15 protein-coding genes and 1 pseudogene are annotated in these 17775 nt (G+C 40.7%); 9 read left to right on the top strand and 7 right to left on the bottom strand.

The window, feature by feature from the left end:
* Positions 1–295: pseudogene (locus tag C6Y40_RS12365) on the bottom strand (IS4 family transposase); the annotation flags it as partial.
* An 851-nt stretch (positions 296–1146) separates the two neighbouring features.
* Here C6Y40_RS12365 and C6Y40_RS12360 point away from each other — a divergent pair.
* The 6 genes from C6Y40_RS12360 to C6Y40_RS12335 all read left to right on the top strand — a co-directional run bounded on the left by C6Y40_RS12360 (position 1147) and on the right by C6Y40_RS12335 (position 8628).
* Entirely contained in the window at positions 1147–1500 is a 354-nt protein-coding gene (locus tag C6Y40_RS12360) for a hypothetical protein (RefSeq protein ID WP_105934850.1), read from the top strand.
* 44 nt (positions 1501–1544) lie between these two features.
* Positions 1545–2825, top strand: coding sequence for a TolC family protein (locus C6Y40_RS12355; protein ID WP_105934849.1), 1281 nt, complete (start codon positions 1545–1547; stop codon positions 2823–2825).
* A gap of 2 nt (positions 2826–2827) precedes the next feature.
* Positions 2828–4009: an efflux RND transporter periplasmic adaptor subunit gene (locus C6Y40_RS12350; protein ID WP_105934848.1), complete on the top strand. Its 1182-nt coding sequence runs from the start codon at positions 2828–2830 to the stop codon at positions 4007–4009.
* Positions 4010–4024: 15 nt separating this feature from the next.
* Positions 4025–7132 (top strand): efflux RND transporter permease subunit, encoded by a 3108-nt coding sequence (locus C6Y40_RS12345; RefSeq protein WP_044445997.1) that lies wholly within the window; start codon positions 4025–4027, stop codon positions 7130–7132.
* A gap of 43 nt (positions 7133–7175) precedes the next feature.
* Positions 7176–8054, top strand: a complete 879-nt coding sequence (locus C6Y40_RS12340; RefSeq protein WP_020742700.1) for a cation diffusion facilitator family transporter — start codon at positions 7176–7178, stop codon at positions 8052–8054.
* A gap of 283 nt (positions 8055–8337) precedes the next feature.
* Positions 8338–8628 carry a DUF3955 domain-containing protein gene (locus tag C6Y40_RS12335; protein ID WP_105934847.1) on the top strand — a complete coding sequence of 97 codons (291 nt, stop codon included), beginning with the start codon at positions 8338–8340 and terminating at the stop codon, positions 8626–8628.
* Positions 8629–8798: 170 nt separating this feature from the next.
* Here the strand turns inward: C6Y40_RS12335 and C6Y40_RS12330 are convergent, their stop codons facing one another.
* The 6 genes from C6Y40_RS12330 to C6Y40_RS25560 form a co-directional block, all read right to left on the bottom strand.
* Positions 8799–9206, bottom strand: a complete 408-nt coding sequence (locus tag C6Y40_RS12330; RefSeq protein ID WP_015066029.1) for a diacylglycerol kinase — start codon at positions 9204–9206, stop codon at positions 8799–8801.
* Complete coding sequence (locus C6Y40_RS12325) at positions 9194–10801, bottom strand: phosphoethanolamine transferase (RefSeq protein WP_105934846.1); 1608 nt, start codon at positions 10799–10801, stop codon at positions 9194–9196. The genes C6Y40_RS12330 and C6Y40_RS12325 overlap by 13 nt, the downstream gene beginning before the upstream one ends.
* Before the next feature lie 122 nt (positions 10802–10923).
* Entirely contained in the window at positions 10924–12666 is a 1743-nt protein-coding gene (locus tag C6Y40_RS12320; RefSeq protein WP_020742702.1) for an ArnT family glycosyltransferase, read from the bottom strand.
* On the bottom strand, positions 12641–13357 hold the full coding sequence (locus C6Y40_RS12315; protein WP_015066032.1) for a TVP38/TMEM64 family protein: 717 nt from the start codon (positions 13355–13357) through the stop codon (positions 12641–12643). The genes C6Y40_RS12320 and C6Y40_RS12315 overlap by 26 nt, the downstream gene beginning before the upstream one ends.
* Positions 13358–14092, bottom strand: coding sequence for a glycosyltransferase family 2 protein (locus C6Y40_RS12310; protein ID WP_105934845.1), 735 nt, complete (start codon positions 14090–14092; stop codon positions 13358–13360).
* Between the two features lie 402 nt (positions 14093–14494).
* Positions 14495–14692, bottom strand: coding sequence for a hypothetical protein (locus C6Y40_RS25560; protein WP_420836935.1), 198 nt, complete (start codon positions 14690–14692; stop codon positions 14495–14497).
* Between the two features lie 291 nt (positions 14693–14983).
* Between C6Y40_RS25560 and C6Y40_RS12305 the strand changes: the two genes are divergently transcribed.
* From C6Y40_RS12305 to C6Y40_RS12295, 3 genes are all read left to right on the top strand, one after another.
* Entirely contained in the window at positions 14984–15673 is a 690-nt protein-coding gene (locus C6Y40_RS12305) for a response regulator transcription factor (RefSeq protein ID WP_105934844.1), read from the top strand.
* On the top strand, positions 15657–17096 hold the full coding sequence (locus tag C6Y40_RS12300; RefSeq protein WP_069945568.1) for a sensor histidine kinase: 1440 nt from the start codon (positions 15657–15659) through the stop codon (positions 17094–17096). The genes C6Y40_RS12305 and C6Y40_RS12300 overlap by 17 nt, the downstream gene beginning before the upstream one ends.
* 414 nt (positions 17097–17510) lie before the next feature.
* The coding region (locus C6Y40_RS12295) for a transposase family protein (protein WP_146129483.1) at positions 17511–17775 on the top strand (265 nt) is incomplete at its 3' end.

The following is a 17775-nucleotide window of genomic DNA, read 5'->3' as shown; positions in this document are numbered from 1 at the left end:
CTGACCAGTCAACGGCAATGACAGGATGTTTACAGGTACAAAATAACCGGCAAATCATTGCATAGATAAACGGTACTTCACGCTGGAGGTGACCATTAGATAACAGCCGGTCAGCCCGCTTAATACGGTGTTTCTCATAGGCATTGGAACGGATACCGCGCCCCATACTGGTCACAGTGGCCGAACCGCTCTCAATCAAGCTTCGCACACAGGCGACAACGGCCTGTTTGCGGGTTTTATGCATTTTATGGCTGACAAAAGAGACAAGATTGTTCAATATAGAGCGTGCATTCATGGTGTTTTCTGTGTTGGTTTTTTTTGGCGAAAGATCTGATCACCAAATGCCATGAATGTTCCCTAACTCTTTGACTTTATTTTACTATTCGTGGGGATAGCTCAGTACCTAACTGCTGAAAACATCATGCTGCGCAATCTAAAGATAAAACACGTAAGAGCAGTGATCCCCGTTGTGACGCGGGGATAGCAGATTAAAACATGAACTTGCCAAGGTCAAAAAATGATCGGCATTTTTACGCGAGGCGACAACGTTTTTAGCCAAAAAGTTACAGTAAGGTATCTAGCGATATCGAGTTTCCGATATGCCTTTCTACTAGTCTATTGTACCGTTTATTCGAAAATGGAGCCTTAGATGATTTGGTGAACTCAAAGAAGCGATGCGAACCACCTTCATGCTCATAAGCATAGCATCACGGTTATAGCATGAGCCAGATAATATTTACTTTGTTGTTCATTGATGCGCTCACTGTAAGGAGATCAGATAGCAATTGGAAAAGCTACCTCTTGGGTCAACGGTGATTTTATCTTTCAGTATTGGACTTGCTTTTACACTTGTTTTAGGGGGTATTACAGGTTTTGGTACGAGCGAGACGCAATAACTGTGACAGGCTTATTGAAAATGCATTTTGTATTCTCCTATTCCTTCGGTGTACTTATTTTACATTGCCGGATTATGTATGAGCAGGCTTCGCAGTAGATTTCTGTTTTTCTGACAAGATTTAGCAACTTAATTGAAATACATGGCTTTTTAATACAGAGTTCCTCTTGTGAATCAGAAAGCTGACCATTTAGGCATTGACTACAATCATATTTTAAGAGAACATAGATTGCCAATAGAGGAATCTTGTGTTGAAAACGAATTACCGCATTAGCAAAAATCTAAAAGTGGTCTTAGCCGCTTTGCTGTTGTGCGCGCAATTTTTGTTGATAGTTTCTGACGCATTTTCTTTTGAACAAGAACATTTTATTAGCAACGAAGTATGTACCGAAAGTACGTTAATCGAACTGCCTAATGCTTATGATTTAGGCACAGGAAATGATTGTGATCATTGCTGTTCGTGTCATGGCCATTTCACCCATATTGCTTTCTATCTTGATAATGACAGCACGTTTCTGAAAAAATCCCCTACCCTAGCTTCAGTTTATCTCGAAGCTTCACCTAGCCGTTTCATTAACCAAATAGAGCGTCCTCCAAGAATTTAATCCCTGTCATCTTTCGTTTTTTTAACTGACTAGGATTATATTTCATGAAAAATTCACAGTTCCCTGTGCGTGTATTTATGCGCGCCGGAATACTGACTAGTGCATTGGTGCTATCTCAAGCCAAAGCGTTAGCAGAACAAGTAACTTTAGACGATGCTGTTCAACTAACTCTCAGTCGTCATCCAACATTATTGAAATTCAGACCTCTTACTAGAGCTCTTGAGGGAGATCGCCAACAAGCTTTGCTTTCTCCAGCTTACACCGTAGGTGCTAGTCTAGAGAATGTGATGGGCACGAGTTCGACTTCGGGAGTTCAAGCAGCAGAAGCAACCATCTCTCTATCTTCAGTGTATGAACTTGGTGGTAAGAAGAGTGCAAGAACACAGGTTGTGGATGCCAGAGCTGCCCTTTTAGATTCAGAGCAGTATTCAATGTCTCTCTCACTACTTGGTGGGCTCACTCAGCAGTATATTCGCGTTCTGGCACAACAGGAGCGTCTGCAAATAGCTGAGCGAAGTGTGAGCTTAGCTGAAGACGCTCTTACTGTAATCACTAATAGAATAAAAAGTGGTGCAACGAATGATGCTGAATTGTTCAGAGCTAAATCGGCTTTAAATCAAGCGAAATTAGAACTTGCGACAGCAAAGGTGAATGAAGAGATAGCCCTGCAATCTCTCACACTATTCTGGCAGGGCAATTATGAAGATATCACGCTTACTGGTTCTTTAAATTCACCCGCTACAAATTATTCCTACGAAACACTTTTTAACCAATTCTTATCATCATCGAATGCGGATTTACTAATTAAGTCACTTGACCTGAAGGACGCTGAGATTCAGTTGGCTAAGTCTGATAATACCGCAGACCTATCTTGGTCTGTAGGTGTTAGAAGGAATCAAGGAGCTCAAGATACATCGTTAGTTTTTGGTGCCTCAATTCCACTATTTGCTGAGAAGAGGAATTCGGGTGCAGTCAAATCTGCAATTGCTAGTAAGGAGGCGGAGTTATTAGAGCGAGACACCAAGTATCTCGATGTAAAAGCGATTCTATTTAAAGCAACGAAAAGCATAAATTTTAGTTCACAGGCAGCATTGCACCTGGAAAAAGAAGTAATGCCTGATTTGGAAAGAGCATTGGAGCTGACCAAGGAGGGCTATCAAAAGGGAATTTACACTTATCAAGAATGGTTTGCTTCACGTGATGCACTTCTCCAATCTCAACGGAGTCTCATCAACTATCGCGAAGCCACCCTGCTCAATGAAGCACTTATCGAACAATGGACAGGGCAATCTCTGAAATCATTCACTTTCAATCTCCAGGATTAATTATGCTAAAGCAAATTTTATTTTTATTTCTTATCGGCACTGTGACATCTATCGCGACCGCAAGTGAAGATGTCACCAATTCAAATGACAACCAAAATATATTCCAGAAAGGTAACATCAAAATAGAAGTAAGTATCGATGAAAGCCCCGAGGGCTCTGTAATTATTGCCTCGACTTTTGAAGATGGGAAGCCATTTATCCCTGATTCCTTTTCTATAGAGCTACAGAAGTTAGGTTCAAGCTCAGAAAAATTTGAGTTTCAAACTTCAGAGGGGGTTTTGCGGTCAATAAAAGCTCTGTCTGAACCTCATTCTTTTAGGGCTACTATTTATCTGACTGACAAAAGACGAAAGTATTCCTGGGAGTGGGAAAACTTCGAGGGAAGAACACAGATCTCAAGAGCATTAACTGAAAAGTTTCAATTAGCAACCTCCGAAGTTCAGAGTGGGACCATTGAAAGACATATCGAATTGTTGGGTACTCTTGTAATTCCAGCCAAGAATAAGGCTGAAGTTAATGCGCGGTTCTCGGGAGTTGTAGAAACTCTCGCTTCGGATGTTGGTGACAGCGTGAAGGCTGGCGATGTAATTGCAAAAATTCAATCAAATGACAGCTTACAAACCTACATCGTGAAAGCGCCAATTTCGGGTACGGTAGTAAGTCGAAATGTTAATGTCGGGCAGTTGGTTACCAGTGAAACGCTTTATAAAATAGTCGACGCTGAAACGCTTTGGGCAGAATTGAAAGTATTTCCATCCAAGCGGGATACAATAAAGCCGGGCTCTTATATCCACATAAAAAAAGGTTCCCGACAGCAAGATGCAAAGGTCAAATTTCTCATTCCGTCAGGTTCACTTGAACCTTATCAGATCGCAATTGTTGAAATCACTAATACCGAAGGAGAATTCTCCCCCGGCGATATGGTTACAGGTGTAGTTGATGCTCAGAAAATCGATGTTTCGCTTCGCGTTGAGAATGAAGCTATCCAATCAATGGATGGTAACTCAGTTGTATTTTTAAACGATGGTAACACGTTTCAAGCTGTCCCTGTCGAGCTGGGTATAAAAGATGACAACTTCACTGAAGTAAAGCGTGGCTTAATCGCTGGTCAAATTTACGTTTCAAAAAATAGCTTTCTGATAAAAGCGGATCTTGAAAAATCCGGTGCCTCTCACGCTCACTAATCCTGGAGACGATAAATGATTGATAATATTATTCGTCTTTCAGTAGAAAGACGCTTTTTGTTTCTTGTTCTTGCACTAATCTTAATTGGGATCGGCGTTTGGAGCTACCAGCGATTACCTATTGATGCTGTACCAGATATTACAAATGTACAGGTTCAGATTAACACCAAAGCTCCGGGGTACTCACCATTAGAAGCTGAACAACGAATAACATTTCCTGTCGAAACAGCACTATATGGCTTGCCTAACTTATCCTATACACGTTCTATATCGAGGTATGGTCTTTCACAGATTACAGTTATTTTCGAAGAAGGAACGGATATCTTTTTTGCCCGAAATTTAATCGACGAAAGACTTGCTAACCTTAAAAGTGTTTTACCTGATGGCCTTGAGCCAGAAATGGGGCCAATCGCAACAGGGCTTGGCGAAATTTTCGTATATACACTGGAAGGGAAAGATGGAGCAACGTTACCCGATGGCTCGCCGGTCACACCTATGGCTTTAAGAGAGGTACAAGATTGGATCATTCGACCACAGTTAGCCCAGGTTCCGGGAGTAGTAGAAGTAAACACTATTGGAGGTTATGACAAGCAATATCACGTCAATCCCGACCCTGTAAAAATGCTGGAGATGGGAGTCTCGCTTAAAGACATTTCTGAAGCACTATATTTAAACAATGATAATGCTGGAGCAGGCTATATTGAGAAAAATGGCGAGCAACTTCTTGTTCGCTCTCCAGGTCAATTGACAGGGATAAAGGATATCGAAAATGTCGTAGTAGGAAAAAAAGGATCTGTTCCTGTTCTAATAAAAGATATTGGAACTGTAGGCTTGGGTAAGCAGCTGAGGACCGGTGCCGCTACAAGAAATGGTAAAGAGACAGTGATGGGAACGGTCATGATGTTGCTGGGAGAAAACTCAAGGGAAGTTGCAGCTTTAACTGCCAGTAAATTAACTGAAATTCAAAGATCGTTACCAAGCTGGGTAGTTACTGAACCCGCCTATGATCGAACTACACTGGTCGACAAAGCGATAAACACTGTGCAGAAGAACCTGCTGGAAGGAGCATTACTCGTAATTGTCATATTATTTTTACTACTAGGCAATATTCGAGCGGCTCTTATTACGGCTGCGATCATACCTATTGCTATGATGATGACAATCACTGGAATGGTCCAGAGAGGTGTTTCGGCAAATCTGATGAGTTTGGGGGCTTTAGATTTTGGTCTGATTGTCGATGGCGCTGTCATCATTGTTGAAAACTGTATTAGGCGCTTATCTGAAGCGCAACAGCATCACGGCAGACTTCTTCAACTCAAGGAACGTCTAGAAGAAGTGAAAATAGCAACGATTGAAGTAATCAGGCCCAGCTTATTTGGAGTCGGGATCATAACCGCTGTTTATCTGCCTATTTTTACTTTAACAGGCGTAGAGGGAAAGATGTTTCATCCCATGGCAATAACTGTTGTTATCGCTCTTATTGCGGCAATGATTTTGTCACTGACGGTAGTGCCTGCAGCGATCGCAATTTTCATGGGGGGAAAAATCAGTGAAAAGGAGAGTTTTTTAATACGTTGGGTGAAACTGGCTTACGAACCAGCACTTAGGGCTATTCTTAAATTTAAAGCTGCTGCTCTTGGGGCTGCACTAGCGTTTGTTGTCTTCTGCGGATGGTTGGCAACAACACTTGGGTCTGAATTTATTCCTCAACTGGATGAAGGTGATGTCGCTTTACAGGCTTTACGCATAACGGGTACCGGTCTAAACCAATCAATTCAAATGCAAGAATTACTTGAAGATGCGCTGTTAGAAATTCCCGAGGTAGCGGTAGTCTTTGCGAAAATAGGTACACCAGAAGTCGCTACAGACCCAATGCCTCCTAATGTAGCCGATAGTTTTGTAATACTTAAACCTCGCTCAGAATGGCCTGATCCAGCTAAATCTAAATCGGATCTAGTGGCTGAAATTGAATCAGTCGCCTCAAAGCTTCCCGGTAATAACTATGAATTTACCCAACCAATTCAAATGAGATTTAATGAATTGATTTCCGGCGTAAGGGCTGATGTTGCAGTCAAGGTTTTCGGTGATGACTTAGAGCAATTGTTGGATTCTGCAAATAAGGTTGCTGAGATCGCTGAGTCGATACAAGGTGCCTCAGACACCCGAGTTGAGCAAGTTGCCGGCCTTCCTATGTTGTCCATATTACCAAAACGAGATGCTCTCGCAAGGTACGGTCTTAACGTAGCAGACATTCAAGCACTCGTTTCAACCAGCATAGGGGGTAAGGAATCAGGCATAATCTATGAAGGCGATCGTCGGTTTAAAATTGTAATCAGATTATCTGAAGAGTTGCGTACAAATATTGACAAGTTAGAGAGCTTACCTGTTCGTGTCGGCAATAGTTTTGTACCGCTTGAAGAGGTAGCCACTCTCGAGTTAAAGCCGGCGCCTGCACAGATCAGCCGAGAGAATGGAAAGCGCAGAGTTGTCGTAACGACTAACGTACGAGGAACCGACCTAGGAGGATTTGTCGTTGATTTACAAAAAAGACTTAAATCCGATTTAAAAATGAAGGAAGGATATTGGTTAGAGTTTGGTGGTACCTTTGAACAACTGGAATCCGCCAGCAAACGGCTGACTTTAGTCGTTCCGGTTACGCTTGCGTTAATAGTTGGCATACTCATTATGGCGTTTGGGTCTGTTAAAGACGCATTGATAATTTTCACTGGTGTACCACTAGCCTTGACTGGAGGAGTACTGGCACTCTGGATTAGAGATATGCCTCTTTCAATTTCTGCGGGAGTAGGCTTTATCGCTTTGTCCGGGGTCGCGGTTTTGAATGGACTAGTGATGGTCGCATTCATCAGACAACTCTGGCAGGAAAATGGTGATATTTATACTTCAGTAATTCGAGGGGCCATAATCCGGCTTCGACCTGTTTTGATGACTGCGTTAGTGGCCAGCTTAGGCTTTGTTCCCATGGCACTTAATACAGGAACAGGTGCTGAAGTACAAAGACCGCTCGCCACTGTAGTCATTGGGGGAATTATATCATCAACTTTATTGACATTATTTATTTTACCTGCGCTTTATCAGCTCGCACATAACAAACGCAACTCTTAATCAAATTTTACGCCCGGTATGTTCCGGGCGCACCGGAGCCTCTATGACTCATAATCATTCAAATAGCTCAAACAAAATTGGGTGGGCTTTTCTATTAAATTTCAGCTTCACAATTATTGAATTTATTGGCGGCTGGCTAACGAACAGCACTGCTATAATGGCAGATGCTGTTCATGATCTCGGCGATTCAGTTTCTATTGGAAGCGCCTGGTGTCTCAATAAGTTAGGAGAGAGAGAGGCCGATGAAAATTTCACATATGGGTACAAGCGACTCAGCCTGTTAGGGGCATTTATTAACGGAGCCGTACTTATCCTTGGCTCAATCTGGGTATTATCAGAAGCCATTCCTCGAGTATTAGACCCGGTCGTTCCAAATACAGAAGGCATGATATTACTTGCGATTCTAGGTGTCGCTGTAAACGGCTTTGCTGTGTATAAACTCCAGGGAGGAAATACCCTAAACGAGAGAGTGTTGAACTGGCATTTATTGGAGGACGTTTTAGGCTGGGTTGCTGTATTAATTATTGCCATAGTAATGCAATTTGTCGACTGGCCAATTTTAGACCCCCTACTTTCGATTGGCTTTACGCTTTTTATATTGTTTAATGTAATTCGAAACTTATTAGCAACCTTAAAATTATTTTTGCAAGGTGTTCCAGAGAAAAACTTATACAAACAAGTGTTAGATGAACTCCGGAGTGTTGATAGAGTTGAATATATCCATGACTTAAAAATTTGGTCACTTGACGGAGAACACAATGTTATTACTATACGCGTTGGCAGTGCCTTAAAGACAGTTGAAGAATACAAGTTATTGAAGCTTGATATTTATGATAGCTTGGCCATGTTTGACTTCAGTTACAGCACAGTTGAAATAGAGTTTACTGACGAGCATTCTGCAGTTAATGAGGAGGTGAGATGAAATTCCATCACTCATTAACAATGATAGTCGACAGTAATTCAAGTTTTAATTCTAAGCTAAAATTTTATTTGTGACACATTGTCTACAATCATGACTATAGATTTTCATTGAACTTTTTAGTTTGTTCCCCTCATGATTAAATTTTTTGTTAAACTGTAAGGAGAGTGTGATAGATAATAATGCGTAACTAAAGTGGTAAGAGGCAAGATTGAACACGTACCTTCGACATCAACGTTTCCTTCGTGCTCTTACGAGATGTTGAAAATAAAATATAGAGACATTAATGAAATTTATAAGTAACTATAAGATGAGCTTCTTATTTTTTATTAGTGGTATTTTGTGTTTAATCGCTTATAACATAAAAGGCTCGAGTATAGATGAAAATGGTTTTTTGGTTGAATCGTTTGGCTTCATTCCTATATTTTGGCTATTTGAGCTGATGGCATCGCTGACTTTTGCTTTCACTTTCATTAAACTTAAAAAAAAATCAGCGAAAGTAAAAGCACGCGAAGAACTTTTTCTAACTGACAATTTTGCTTTGCGATTTGCTATGCAACTCCTGGCTAGTAATTGAAAACTGAACCCAAAGGTTGTTGGGTATTGCCTTTTAGTTATATCAGACTTTAACTTCTTATATTAAAGCTCGCTAATTATTGGCTTTCTATTCTTTTATACACATTGATGAATTTGCACAGTTGGACCCATGTCAGTGCGGTACCTCATCGGTGAGTCAACAGTCTCAAATCAAAAATATCTACACAATGTAGCTAACCACAACAGTGATGAAATTGCGATCGTCACTAAAACAGCCGCTGAGCCTAAATCTTTAGCTAAGCCTGACAGTGGGTGAATCTCTTTTCCAATACGGTCAATAGTTACTTCAATTGCAGTATTTATAATTTCAGCGAACAAAACGAAGAGTATGGAGGAAAGTAAAATCGCCTTTTCCATATAAGGAATTGACCAAAATGCAAGCACTCCCGCCGCTAAGATAAGTAAGATAAGTTCTTGCCGGAACGCTGACTCGTTTTTAACAAGCCATGATATAGCTCGAACTGAGTTTTTCATTGCTAATACAATACGCAACATGCCCTTTGGTTTGGCTTTAGGGTCGAAATGCATTTTTGATGTGGTTTCGTCTATGACTCGCATTTTCGTAAAATATCCTGAGTGGGTTGGTAGGTGCTGCTTTGCACATTAGTAAGACCAAGTAATGTGTCAAAAAGGTTGTCATGCGAATAAGGATGACTGGACAACGACCTTACGCAATCACTGTATTCAGGTTGGCTAAACTTGGAGGCCCAATAAACCATTGGTACATGAGTTTGCTCAACAGGCGCTAAATTATAAGGGAAACCGTGTAAATAAAGCCCTTTTTCTCCCAATGACTCACCATGATCCGATAGATAAAGCATCGACGAATTAGGAATAGTGGAAAGCTGTTCAATAATCTGGCCTAGCACGTAGTCTGTGTATGCAATAGTATTATCGTACGTATTTGTCAGCTCTGCCTCTTCACAATTTTGAATATCACTTCTGGGACAGTCTGGCACGAACTTAGCAAATTTCTCTGGGTATCTCCGGTAATAGGTAGGCCCGTGTGAGCCAATCATATGTAAGACTATAACTCTATGTTCTTTAGATGGCCTTGAAAGAGTTTCTCTTAAAAGGTCAACAAGTACCTCATCATAACAATAATCTCCATCGCAAAACTTGGGATCTCTGGACGGATCAAAGTCTAGGGTCTTTACCCTCTTGCATACGCCTTTACAGCTACTGTTGTTGTCAATCCAAGTCACGTCAACTCCTGCACGATGAATGATGTCTAAAACATTGTCCTGACTGTCTGCGATACGCGAATCATAATTTTCTCGTGAAAGTCTTGAGAACATACATGGCACAGAGACTGCGGTAGCAGTGCCGCAAGATGTCACCTTGCTAAAACTGATTGCACCTGCGTTCTGGATATTAGGCGTAGTACGCCTCGAATAGCCGTTGCTTGAAAACTTGTCAGCTCTGGCCGTTTCGCCAACCACAAACACTGTAGTAGACGGATGTATATCAGCATTCCCTTTTATGTAGGGACGCTTGTCTAATACTTTGTAGGGTAAAGGCGGATAGAAGTAAGTGTCCCGAAGGTACTTGTACCCTGAATCATAAAAGGCGTAGGGAATAATATACTTCGTTAGGTCTTTGTTATTTCTGCCGACAGCTGCATAGCTCTTAAAAAGGAACGTGGCTATAATTGCAATACCCAATAAAGCTAATAAGTTCAGCACTAGAAGGTGCTTGATTCGAGCCTTGAGCTTCCCATTTAATTCCAGGTTAAAAATCGCAAATACAGGGATTAATCCCAATATAGAGAAGAATAAAACAAGTGTCGAATTTAGATAGGAAAAAGCTTCACCAGAATTTGTTTCCATTACATTCTGTATCATGCTCTTATCGAAAATGACACCATAGGCCAAGGTGCCGTAAAGTAGTAGAGAACTTACAACGAAAGCAATTGCAACGGTGGTGCGCGGCAAAAATAGGGCACCAAAAAGACTTAGAAAAATAACATTAAAAAAGGTTAGCAAGAGCGGTACAGAGAGAAAAAATACCCACTCATTCAATGTTACAGGGGCTACAACTTCATAAACAGCAGACAGAAATGGTGCGTTGAATATTGCTGCGATAAATAGTGAAGAAACTAAAATGAACTGAGCTGATGTAGGATTAAAGTTTAGTGTTATTGGGAATTTCACAATAAGGCTCTCGTGTACTTCTTAGCACACAAGTTACCTGTCAAAACTTAAATGACGCTTAAGGAAAACTGTGGAATGAAAATTTTCGCACTATTTTTTCATTTTATGAAGATATGTATTTCTCACGTAACGGGCCTGTCTGGGATATAACTAAAGATCTCAGTCGTCGTTCTCGTAAGCGGACATTTTTCGGTTAATGCCTCGTGCGATAATAGAACCCAGTGGACGCGATGTGCATATCCTACAGACGTTGCCATTTCTTTTTTAAAACAATCATTACGTACGTGTTTTTCATCTACGAGGATATATCTTCCCTTGTCAGTCTTCTCCATCCACTGGTAGGCGGCAGATAATTGCTCATCAGTAGGGGTATGATAGCCAAAGTGGACGATGGGATAAGGCGAGAAGAGAATAAACTGTTCAGAAAAATCAACAAGTGCAATAGTTGCATCATGTTTGCCAATTTCTTTTTCAATATTTCCAAATACGCTTTTAGGGGTTTTTACATCTTCAAGTAAAGTGTAACCCCATGTAGCGTACATGCCCCAAAGAGTACACAAGAAATAAGGCCAGGCTTTCCAGTGCTTCCCTCTAGAAGTAATCACCGTAACCAGACACGTCAGTCCCCCCGTTACTAAAAAAAACATCCACGGAGAAAGCCCGAACTTTTCTTCTAATTTTAGGGCGAATGATGCTTCTACTATGCCGGAAAAACCAAACCCCAATAAGCCTACTGATAGTAAAAATACAACACCCCACAAAAGCCAGGAGAATACTTTTTTATTAACAACTGAATCAAAGTAAGGCGCAGAGATCAGTGCCAGCATCGGCAATGCGGGTAAGATGTACACCCCCCGTTTGCCAGGACTTACGCTGAAGAAAAGCAGGACAAGTACAATCCAACCCAACGGTAAGAGTATGCGGGCATCACCTTTTTTAATTGCGCTATACCAAAATGGGATGAGCCATGGAAGAGCGATGCTAATTGGCAGCCAAAATAATGGAATAACCTCAACGAGGTAATACCAGAATGGCTTTATGTGATGCCAGGAATCAGCATATCGAGTGACCGTTTGCCTAAAAAGAATGTTATCTCTATATAGAGCAAGTGATGGATCGTGGCTATTTTCGACTAATATCAACATAGGTATAAACCATAGTGATATAGCCAGTAACATCACCACTGCACCCATTATCCACGGTAATACGGAGTTTTTAGTTTGCTTCTTAGCTATGTCCCGCTGAGGCCAAACGCGTCGATGTATCAAGTATGGTATCAGCATTAAGACTGGTAAAAATCCGACCCCTTTTGTGATGACGCCAATTCCCATGAAGAAAAAGGCGAGGTAATACCAACGCCATCGCCTTTCAACTAAGAAAAAGCGCAGAAGACCATAGCATCCTATTGTTATCCAGCAGCAGACCATTGCGTCTATTTGTGCAGACTTGGCCTGAAGCAAAAATTGAAAACTCAATAAAAGAAGTGACGTTGCGATCAGCGCTTCTTTTGTGCTCCACAGTCGTTTTGAGATGTCATACACCAAAAAAAGTGTGAGTAGGCTGCATAAAGCAGATGGGAGCAGAAAGGCAATCTTAATTGACCCGAATAGCGCAAAGAAAAAAGCGATAGACCACATAAACACAGGTGGTTTATCAGGATAAAACTCTTCCGCTCTGGCTGGAAAGAACCACTGACCTGTTTCAACCATTTCTTTTGCAACTTGTGCAAAACGAGGTTCGTCAGCAGGCCAGGGATCTCTTAACCCAATCCCGATAAATATCAACACGCTAGCCAGTACAAAAAGCCAGAAAGTATAATTTGGGTGCTTGTTCTTATGTTTAATGGCTAAGCTCGTCTGATTCATTGCTACATTTGCTGCTTTTTGTGAGTGAACGAAGAGTTTTATCGTCATTATGTTGACGACGATAAACCTTAAAAAGATATGCGCTTAGCAAGCTGGAAATCCCGAATAATAGGGCGCTTATGATTATTTTAAGTTCAGAGTTGACTAATACACCCTTACCCATCAATGCAAAAACCGCCATTTGAGGGATGTAGCCAATAGTAGACCCAAGAATAAAAGAGCGTCGTGGAATCTTTGAAACGCCAGCAAAAATGTTTGTGAGTAGATTATTTCCTACTGGCAACAGTCTAATGATAACGGACTTAAGAAAGGGAGAGCGAACTAGAAAATGGTCTAACTTGCGCACCCGCATTTCAAAGTGTTGAATAATAATCGGTCTAGCGAAAGATCGGGACACTGCCATAACTGTTGCACAGCTGAGGATAGCTGCTAATGTTGAATAGATGATACCTGCAGCAAATCCAAAGGCATACCCCCCCATAAATGCGACTAACTGGCGTGGAAGTCCGATAGAAAGTAAAAATACTGAGACGGCTAAAAATTTGGCTATCCCTGTCACTCCATTATTACGGGTATGCTTGTCTATCCATTCCTGATTAAATGCGTCAAATGAGGGAGAGACCGGAATCAAATGACTAAAAAACAGAATGGTAAGTACCAAAATGAAGAAACGAAGGAGACTGGAATTCAATTAGATACTCTCTTCATTTTCTAAGATGACATCATTAAGTTTATTACGTTTCTGAAGCCAATAAACTCCTGCCATATCAGTTAGTCCGACCCCAAGCCGCCCTAACATATTATATTTTGATTTTCCAAATTGCCTGTCTCTGTGATTCACCTCAACAACTTTAATGATCCCACCTTGTCGCCGGATCAGTGCTGGCAGAAAACGATGCATATGATCAAAATAGGGTAAATCGAGGAATGTTTGTTTTGGAAAGACCTTTAACCCACATCCGGTGTCAGGTGTATCATCATTAAGAAGTTTACTTCTTACAGAATTTGCTAGTTTTGACTGAAATCTTTTCCAAGCTGTATCCTTTCTGTTTTTACGGTGACCAGCAATGCAAAAGTGACTCCCTAACGGAAATTGAGAGGCCATAGTCAGGAGGTTTGGTATATCAGAGGGATCATTCTGCCCATCCGCATCAAGTGTAACTACAAGTTCTCCATCAGCATGGCTCACCCCTGTCCAAATAGCTGTACTTTGTCCCACCGAGTGCTTGTGCCGTAGTACGTTAACTCTTTCAAAGCCACTCGCTTTCAGATAAAGCAGATTCTCAAATGTATTATCCGTACTTCCATCATCAACATAGATGACTTCGAAGTTGGCTACACCTGTTAACGCTCTATAAATTTCCTCAATTAAGGGTTTTAAATTTTTTTCTTCGTTTTTCGCTGGTATTACAACTGAAATTCGCACGTAGCCCTCTGTCAAAGCCTCAAGATCAAGCAAATTCTATTTTCGACAGGAAAACGTTAACAAACAAAACTTAAGATACGCTTATGAAGAGTCATTTAATTGAAGTAATAATGTTTTAATCGCTCAGGAAGGAAGAAAGAGGTGGGTTAAGGAAAACACGCTATAGGAATGTGTTTCGACCAGTTATCGTAGCACTTTTGCCACGGCCCTGGTTTGCACTTACGATCACCTTGTCTTGTTATTGCAAATATTTTGTCCTGAGTAACGCCTGCGGCCAAATAAGCAGCAAAGTCAGTGCTTGAATCGCCAAATGCAGCAAAAAGTGTCCAGCCAGACTCCGTGTAACGCTTTAGAATATTTAGTTTAATGTTTTAAAGTTTTTTCGCTCAGCCGTAGCATTCGCTACCTGAATATTTCCGTCTGGGAAATGGTAACGGGATAAAAAAATGAAATGTTGCACTGGAAGTATATACTTCGCGCAGTCAGATAGATAACTCTGGGGCCGTTATCAGTGTATGCTTGAACAAGTTCAGACGCACTTTCTCTTTCAGAAAAAATGCAGGTGTTACTGAGCATCAGTGTTTCATCGGTGTCAAAAATAACAGCTTTGTCACTCTTACAATTTGGGGGCAGAAATTTCTGTAGAGGTTATTGAGCACTCGCTAAGTAGCAGGGCTGATAAGAATCGGTCTTCATCGTCAGTCACAAAACTGTTATTAATATGAACATAATAACGAGATAAATTAAGAGCTACTGAAGGAAATCAATCAGTTTATGCTAAAAGAACCACTTTTGTGTAGGTTAACTATAAGCACCAGTTCAATAGCTTCTTCAGTAAATCCTAAGGATGAGAAGGTATACTGAAATAACTTTAAAATTGACGTTCAAATTATGAGAATACTTCTGATAGAAGACTCCTTATCATTAAGGAACAGTTTGAGCTTAGGCTTAGAAAAGTTGGGGTACTCAGTCGATACTGCTGGCACTGGCTCTGAGGGATTGGGTATGGCGTTGCTTGGTAGCTACGAAATAATCATCCTTGATATGATGCTACCTGAGTTGGACGGTATGACTATTCTTAAAACGTTACGAAAAAGACATTTAGAAACAAAGGTTATCATCTTATCTGCGCGATCTGAGTCTGAAGACAAGGTAGCGGGGCTATTGGCAGGTGCTGACGACTACCTTTCTAAGCCGTTCTCGTTTGACGAATTGACTGCTAGACTACTTAGCTTGATGAGGAGAGGTGCGGCAAATTGTCTCAATGACCAGGTTACTATCAACAGTTTGACACTCAATATCCAGTTTAAAACGCTTTCATACAATAATGGCATTATCAACCTGACCCCGAATGAGTACAAAATTGTTGAATGTATTTTCCTCAATAGACACAAGATAGTTACCTCAGAAATGCTGAGTGAATTTATTTCTGGAAGCTATGACCATATCTCAAAAAATGCTATTGAAGCTCACCTTTCCTCAGCAAGGAGAAAAGTAAGAGAAAGCGGCGCGTCTCTACCCATTAAAAGTAAACGTGGTTTTGGTTACAGAGTTGTAGAAGCTAATGAAATCAATACGTAAAACATTAACACGTAGACTTTCTATTATTATTTCACTGTTAGTCATTGCCGTTTTACTTGCAGCAGATATTGGTGTCGATTCCTGGATCGAACAAGAATTCAACCAGGCTATGAAGGCAAAAGTAGGTATGCTTCAGAGCTTGGTAAATGAAGATGTCGAGGGTGTGGAGTTCGAATTTGCAGGTGAGTATTTGCCTGAGTTTGAAGGGACATCTTCCCCCGAGTATTTTCAACTTTGGTACAAAGACTCAACGTTTGAAAAATCAGATACTCTGGCGCTTTATACCATCAATGAATTGCCTTACAGCAGCATTGGCCTGGATGAATATTCTTTCCAGGATATTACTCTGCCCGATGGCCGTACGGGTCGGGTAATTTACACTCGATATATACCTCAGATTGATTCTGAAGACAGAGCTGGATTTTATCGGGTCATGGATAAGGGTAACGATACTCGTCCGTCAATGGTTATCGCGTACGCAACATCTACAGAATTGTTAAATTTCACGTTGTGGTTTATCGATGGTGCTTTTCTATTTGCATTAATTATCGTGCCGCTAGTTGTTCGATTTACAGTGCGTAACACTGTGGCTTATGCTCTGGCACCCTTGGATGCCTTAAATGCCAAGATAAAAGGACTACGATTTACCACTAGGCAAAAACACGAAGCTTTTCAAAATAATGTCGAGGAATTGGAACCCATTACCCAAAGTTTGAATCACTTTATTGAAGATAATTATTCGCTTTACCTGCGTGAGAAGAGGTTGACTTCGGATATCGCACACGAGCTAAAAACACCAGTCTCTGAATTAATAAATATGACTGAAGTAGCAATTAAGTTTCCAGGAGAAATAAGATTAGAAAAAGATTTTAAGCCACGTGTTTTGCAAATAGGCACAAGAATGAAAAATATTATTTCTGGCCTTATGTTAATCCAAAAATATAGTTTTAAGACCCTAGAGCTAACTGATGAGATAGATATCCACAAATTAGTAACTCAACTTATTCAGATAAAAGAAGCAAGAAATGTTAAGGTAGAGATTAGCTCCAATTTTCAGTTAAGCGTCAAGAGCAATCGCGTTGCAGTAGAATCGATAATAAGTAATCTGATAGATAACGCTATAGAACACGGAAAAACTGATACAGAAATACTTGTGAACTTAGGTGTAAATAGTTCTAGTAATGTTTACCTCAGAGTGACAAATAAGGTGGGGACAGAGGTTAATGAGGATGATCTAAAGCATATGTTTGAACCGCTTTGGCAAAAAGATGCTTCTAGAACATCTGAAGATAACTTTGGGCTAGGTCTTTCTATAGTAGATGCATTGTGCGACGCTGTATGTGCAGAAGTTTCTGTAACCAAAACCGCCGAAGAAGACATATCGTTTTTGTTGACTTTTAAAAATGAAACTATTGGTCCGTAATCTTTGGCAGGCTTAAGTTACTGTAACCTTAGCCTTAATATCACTCCTGAAAAGAGAGACTGCGACTTAGCAAGAGAATAAAAATAGGGTAATGAAACGTAACCTAGCTTTCGAATTTGGTATGTAGTAGAGATCAAAAAAGTTTTCGGCCACCTGTTCCTTGTCACGGATAATTGCTGCTGGAACAAGTCAATGCTTCCATTCAACTCATTGGGCGTACAACGATAAAATGACTTTACGATTTTTTTGCAGAGTTCTACCAAGAAACTGTTGAAAAACACTTGCTGACAATAGGTTATCCTAATATCAGGGCAAGATCACGAACATTTATTGACCAACTGAGTTAACAAGAGATATTACAACTGGACGAAATTTAGTGACTGTGATCTTATACTCTCTTTTGCGGAGAGAGTCATGGGTACAGGTGCATTTGAACAGCTTTTTAGTGAGTTAGAAGATCCTCGTCAATCAGCTAAGGTGGCACATTTATTCACTGATATTTTATTCCTTGTCGTGTGTGCTTCCATCGCTGGTGCCAAAGGCTGGGAAGACATTGAAGATTTTGGTGATTTACACTTTGACTGGTTTCGCGAGAAAGGGCTTTTCAAAAATGGACTGCCCGTTCATGACACGATTGCTCGTGTGATATCAAGAGTCGATAGCGAACAATTCCAGCGTT

The organism is Marisediminitalea alba (assembly GCF_002993365.1).
In the GTDB taxonomy this organism is placed as follows: Bacteria; Pseudomonadota; Gammaproteobacteria; order Enterobacterales; family Alteromonadaceae; genus Alteromonas; species Alteromonas alba.
The sequence above is the reverse complement of the archived record's forward strand: the minus strand, read 5'-3'. Positions and strand labels throughout refer to the sequence as shown.

Bases quoted from the DNA above. Each gene is read 5' to 3' on its own strand.
- C6Y40_RS12330 (WP_015066029.1), bottom strand. From the start codon at position 9,206: ATGCGAGTCATAGACGAAACCACATCAAAAATGCATTTCGACCCTAAA.
- C6Y40_RS12345 (WP_044445997.1), top strand. From the start codon at position 4,025: ATGATTGATAATATTATTCGTCTTTCAGTAGAAAGACGCTTTTTGTTT.
- C6Y40_RS12335 (WP_105934847.1), top strand. From the start codon at position 8,338: ATGAAATTTATAAGTAACTATAAGATGAGCTTCTTATTTTTTATTAGT.
- C6Y40_RS12350 (WP_105934848.1), top strand. From the start codon at position 2,828: ATGCTAAAGCAAATTTTATTTTTATTTCTTATCGGCACTGTGACATCT.
- C6Y40_RS12300 (WP_069945568.1), top strand. From the start codon at position 15,657: ATGAAATCAATACGTAAAACATTAACACGTAGACTTTCTATTATTATT.
- C6Y40_RS12320 (WP_020742702.1), bottom strand. From the start codon at position 12,666: ATGAATCAGACGAGCTTAGCCATTAAACATAAGAACAAGCACCCAAAT.
- C6Y40_RS12340 (WP_020742700.1), top strand. From the start codon at position 7,176: ATGACTCATAATCATTCAAATAGCTCAAACAAAATTGGGTGGGCTTTT.
- C6Y40_RS12305 (WP_105934844.1), top strand. From the start codon at position 14,984: ATGAGAATACTTCTGATAGAAGACTCCTTATCATTAAGGAACAGTTTG.
- C6Y40_RS12355 (WP_105934849.1), top strand. From the start codon at position 1,545: ATGAAAAATTCACAGTTCCCTGTGCGTGTATTTATGCGCGCCGGAATA.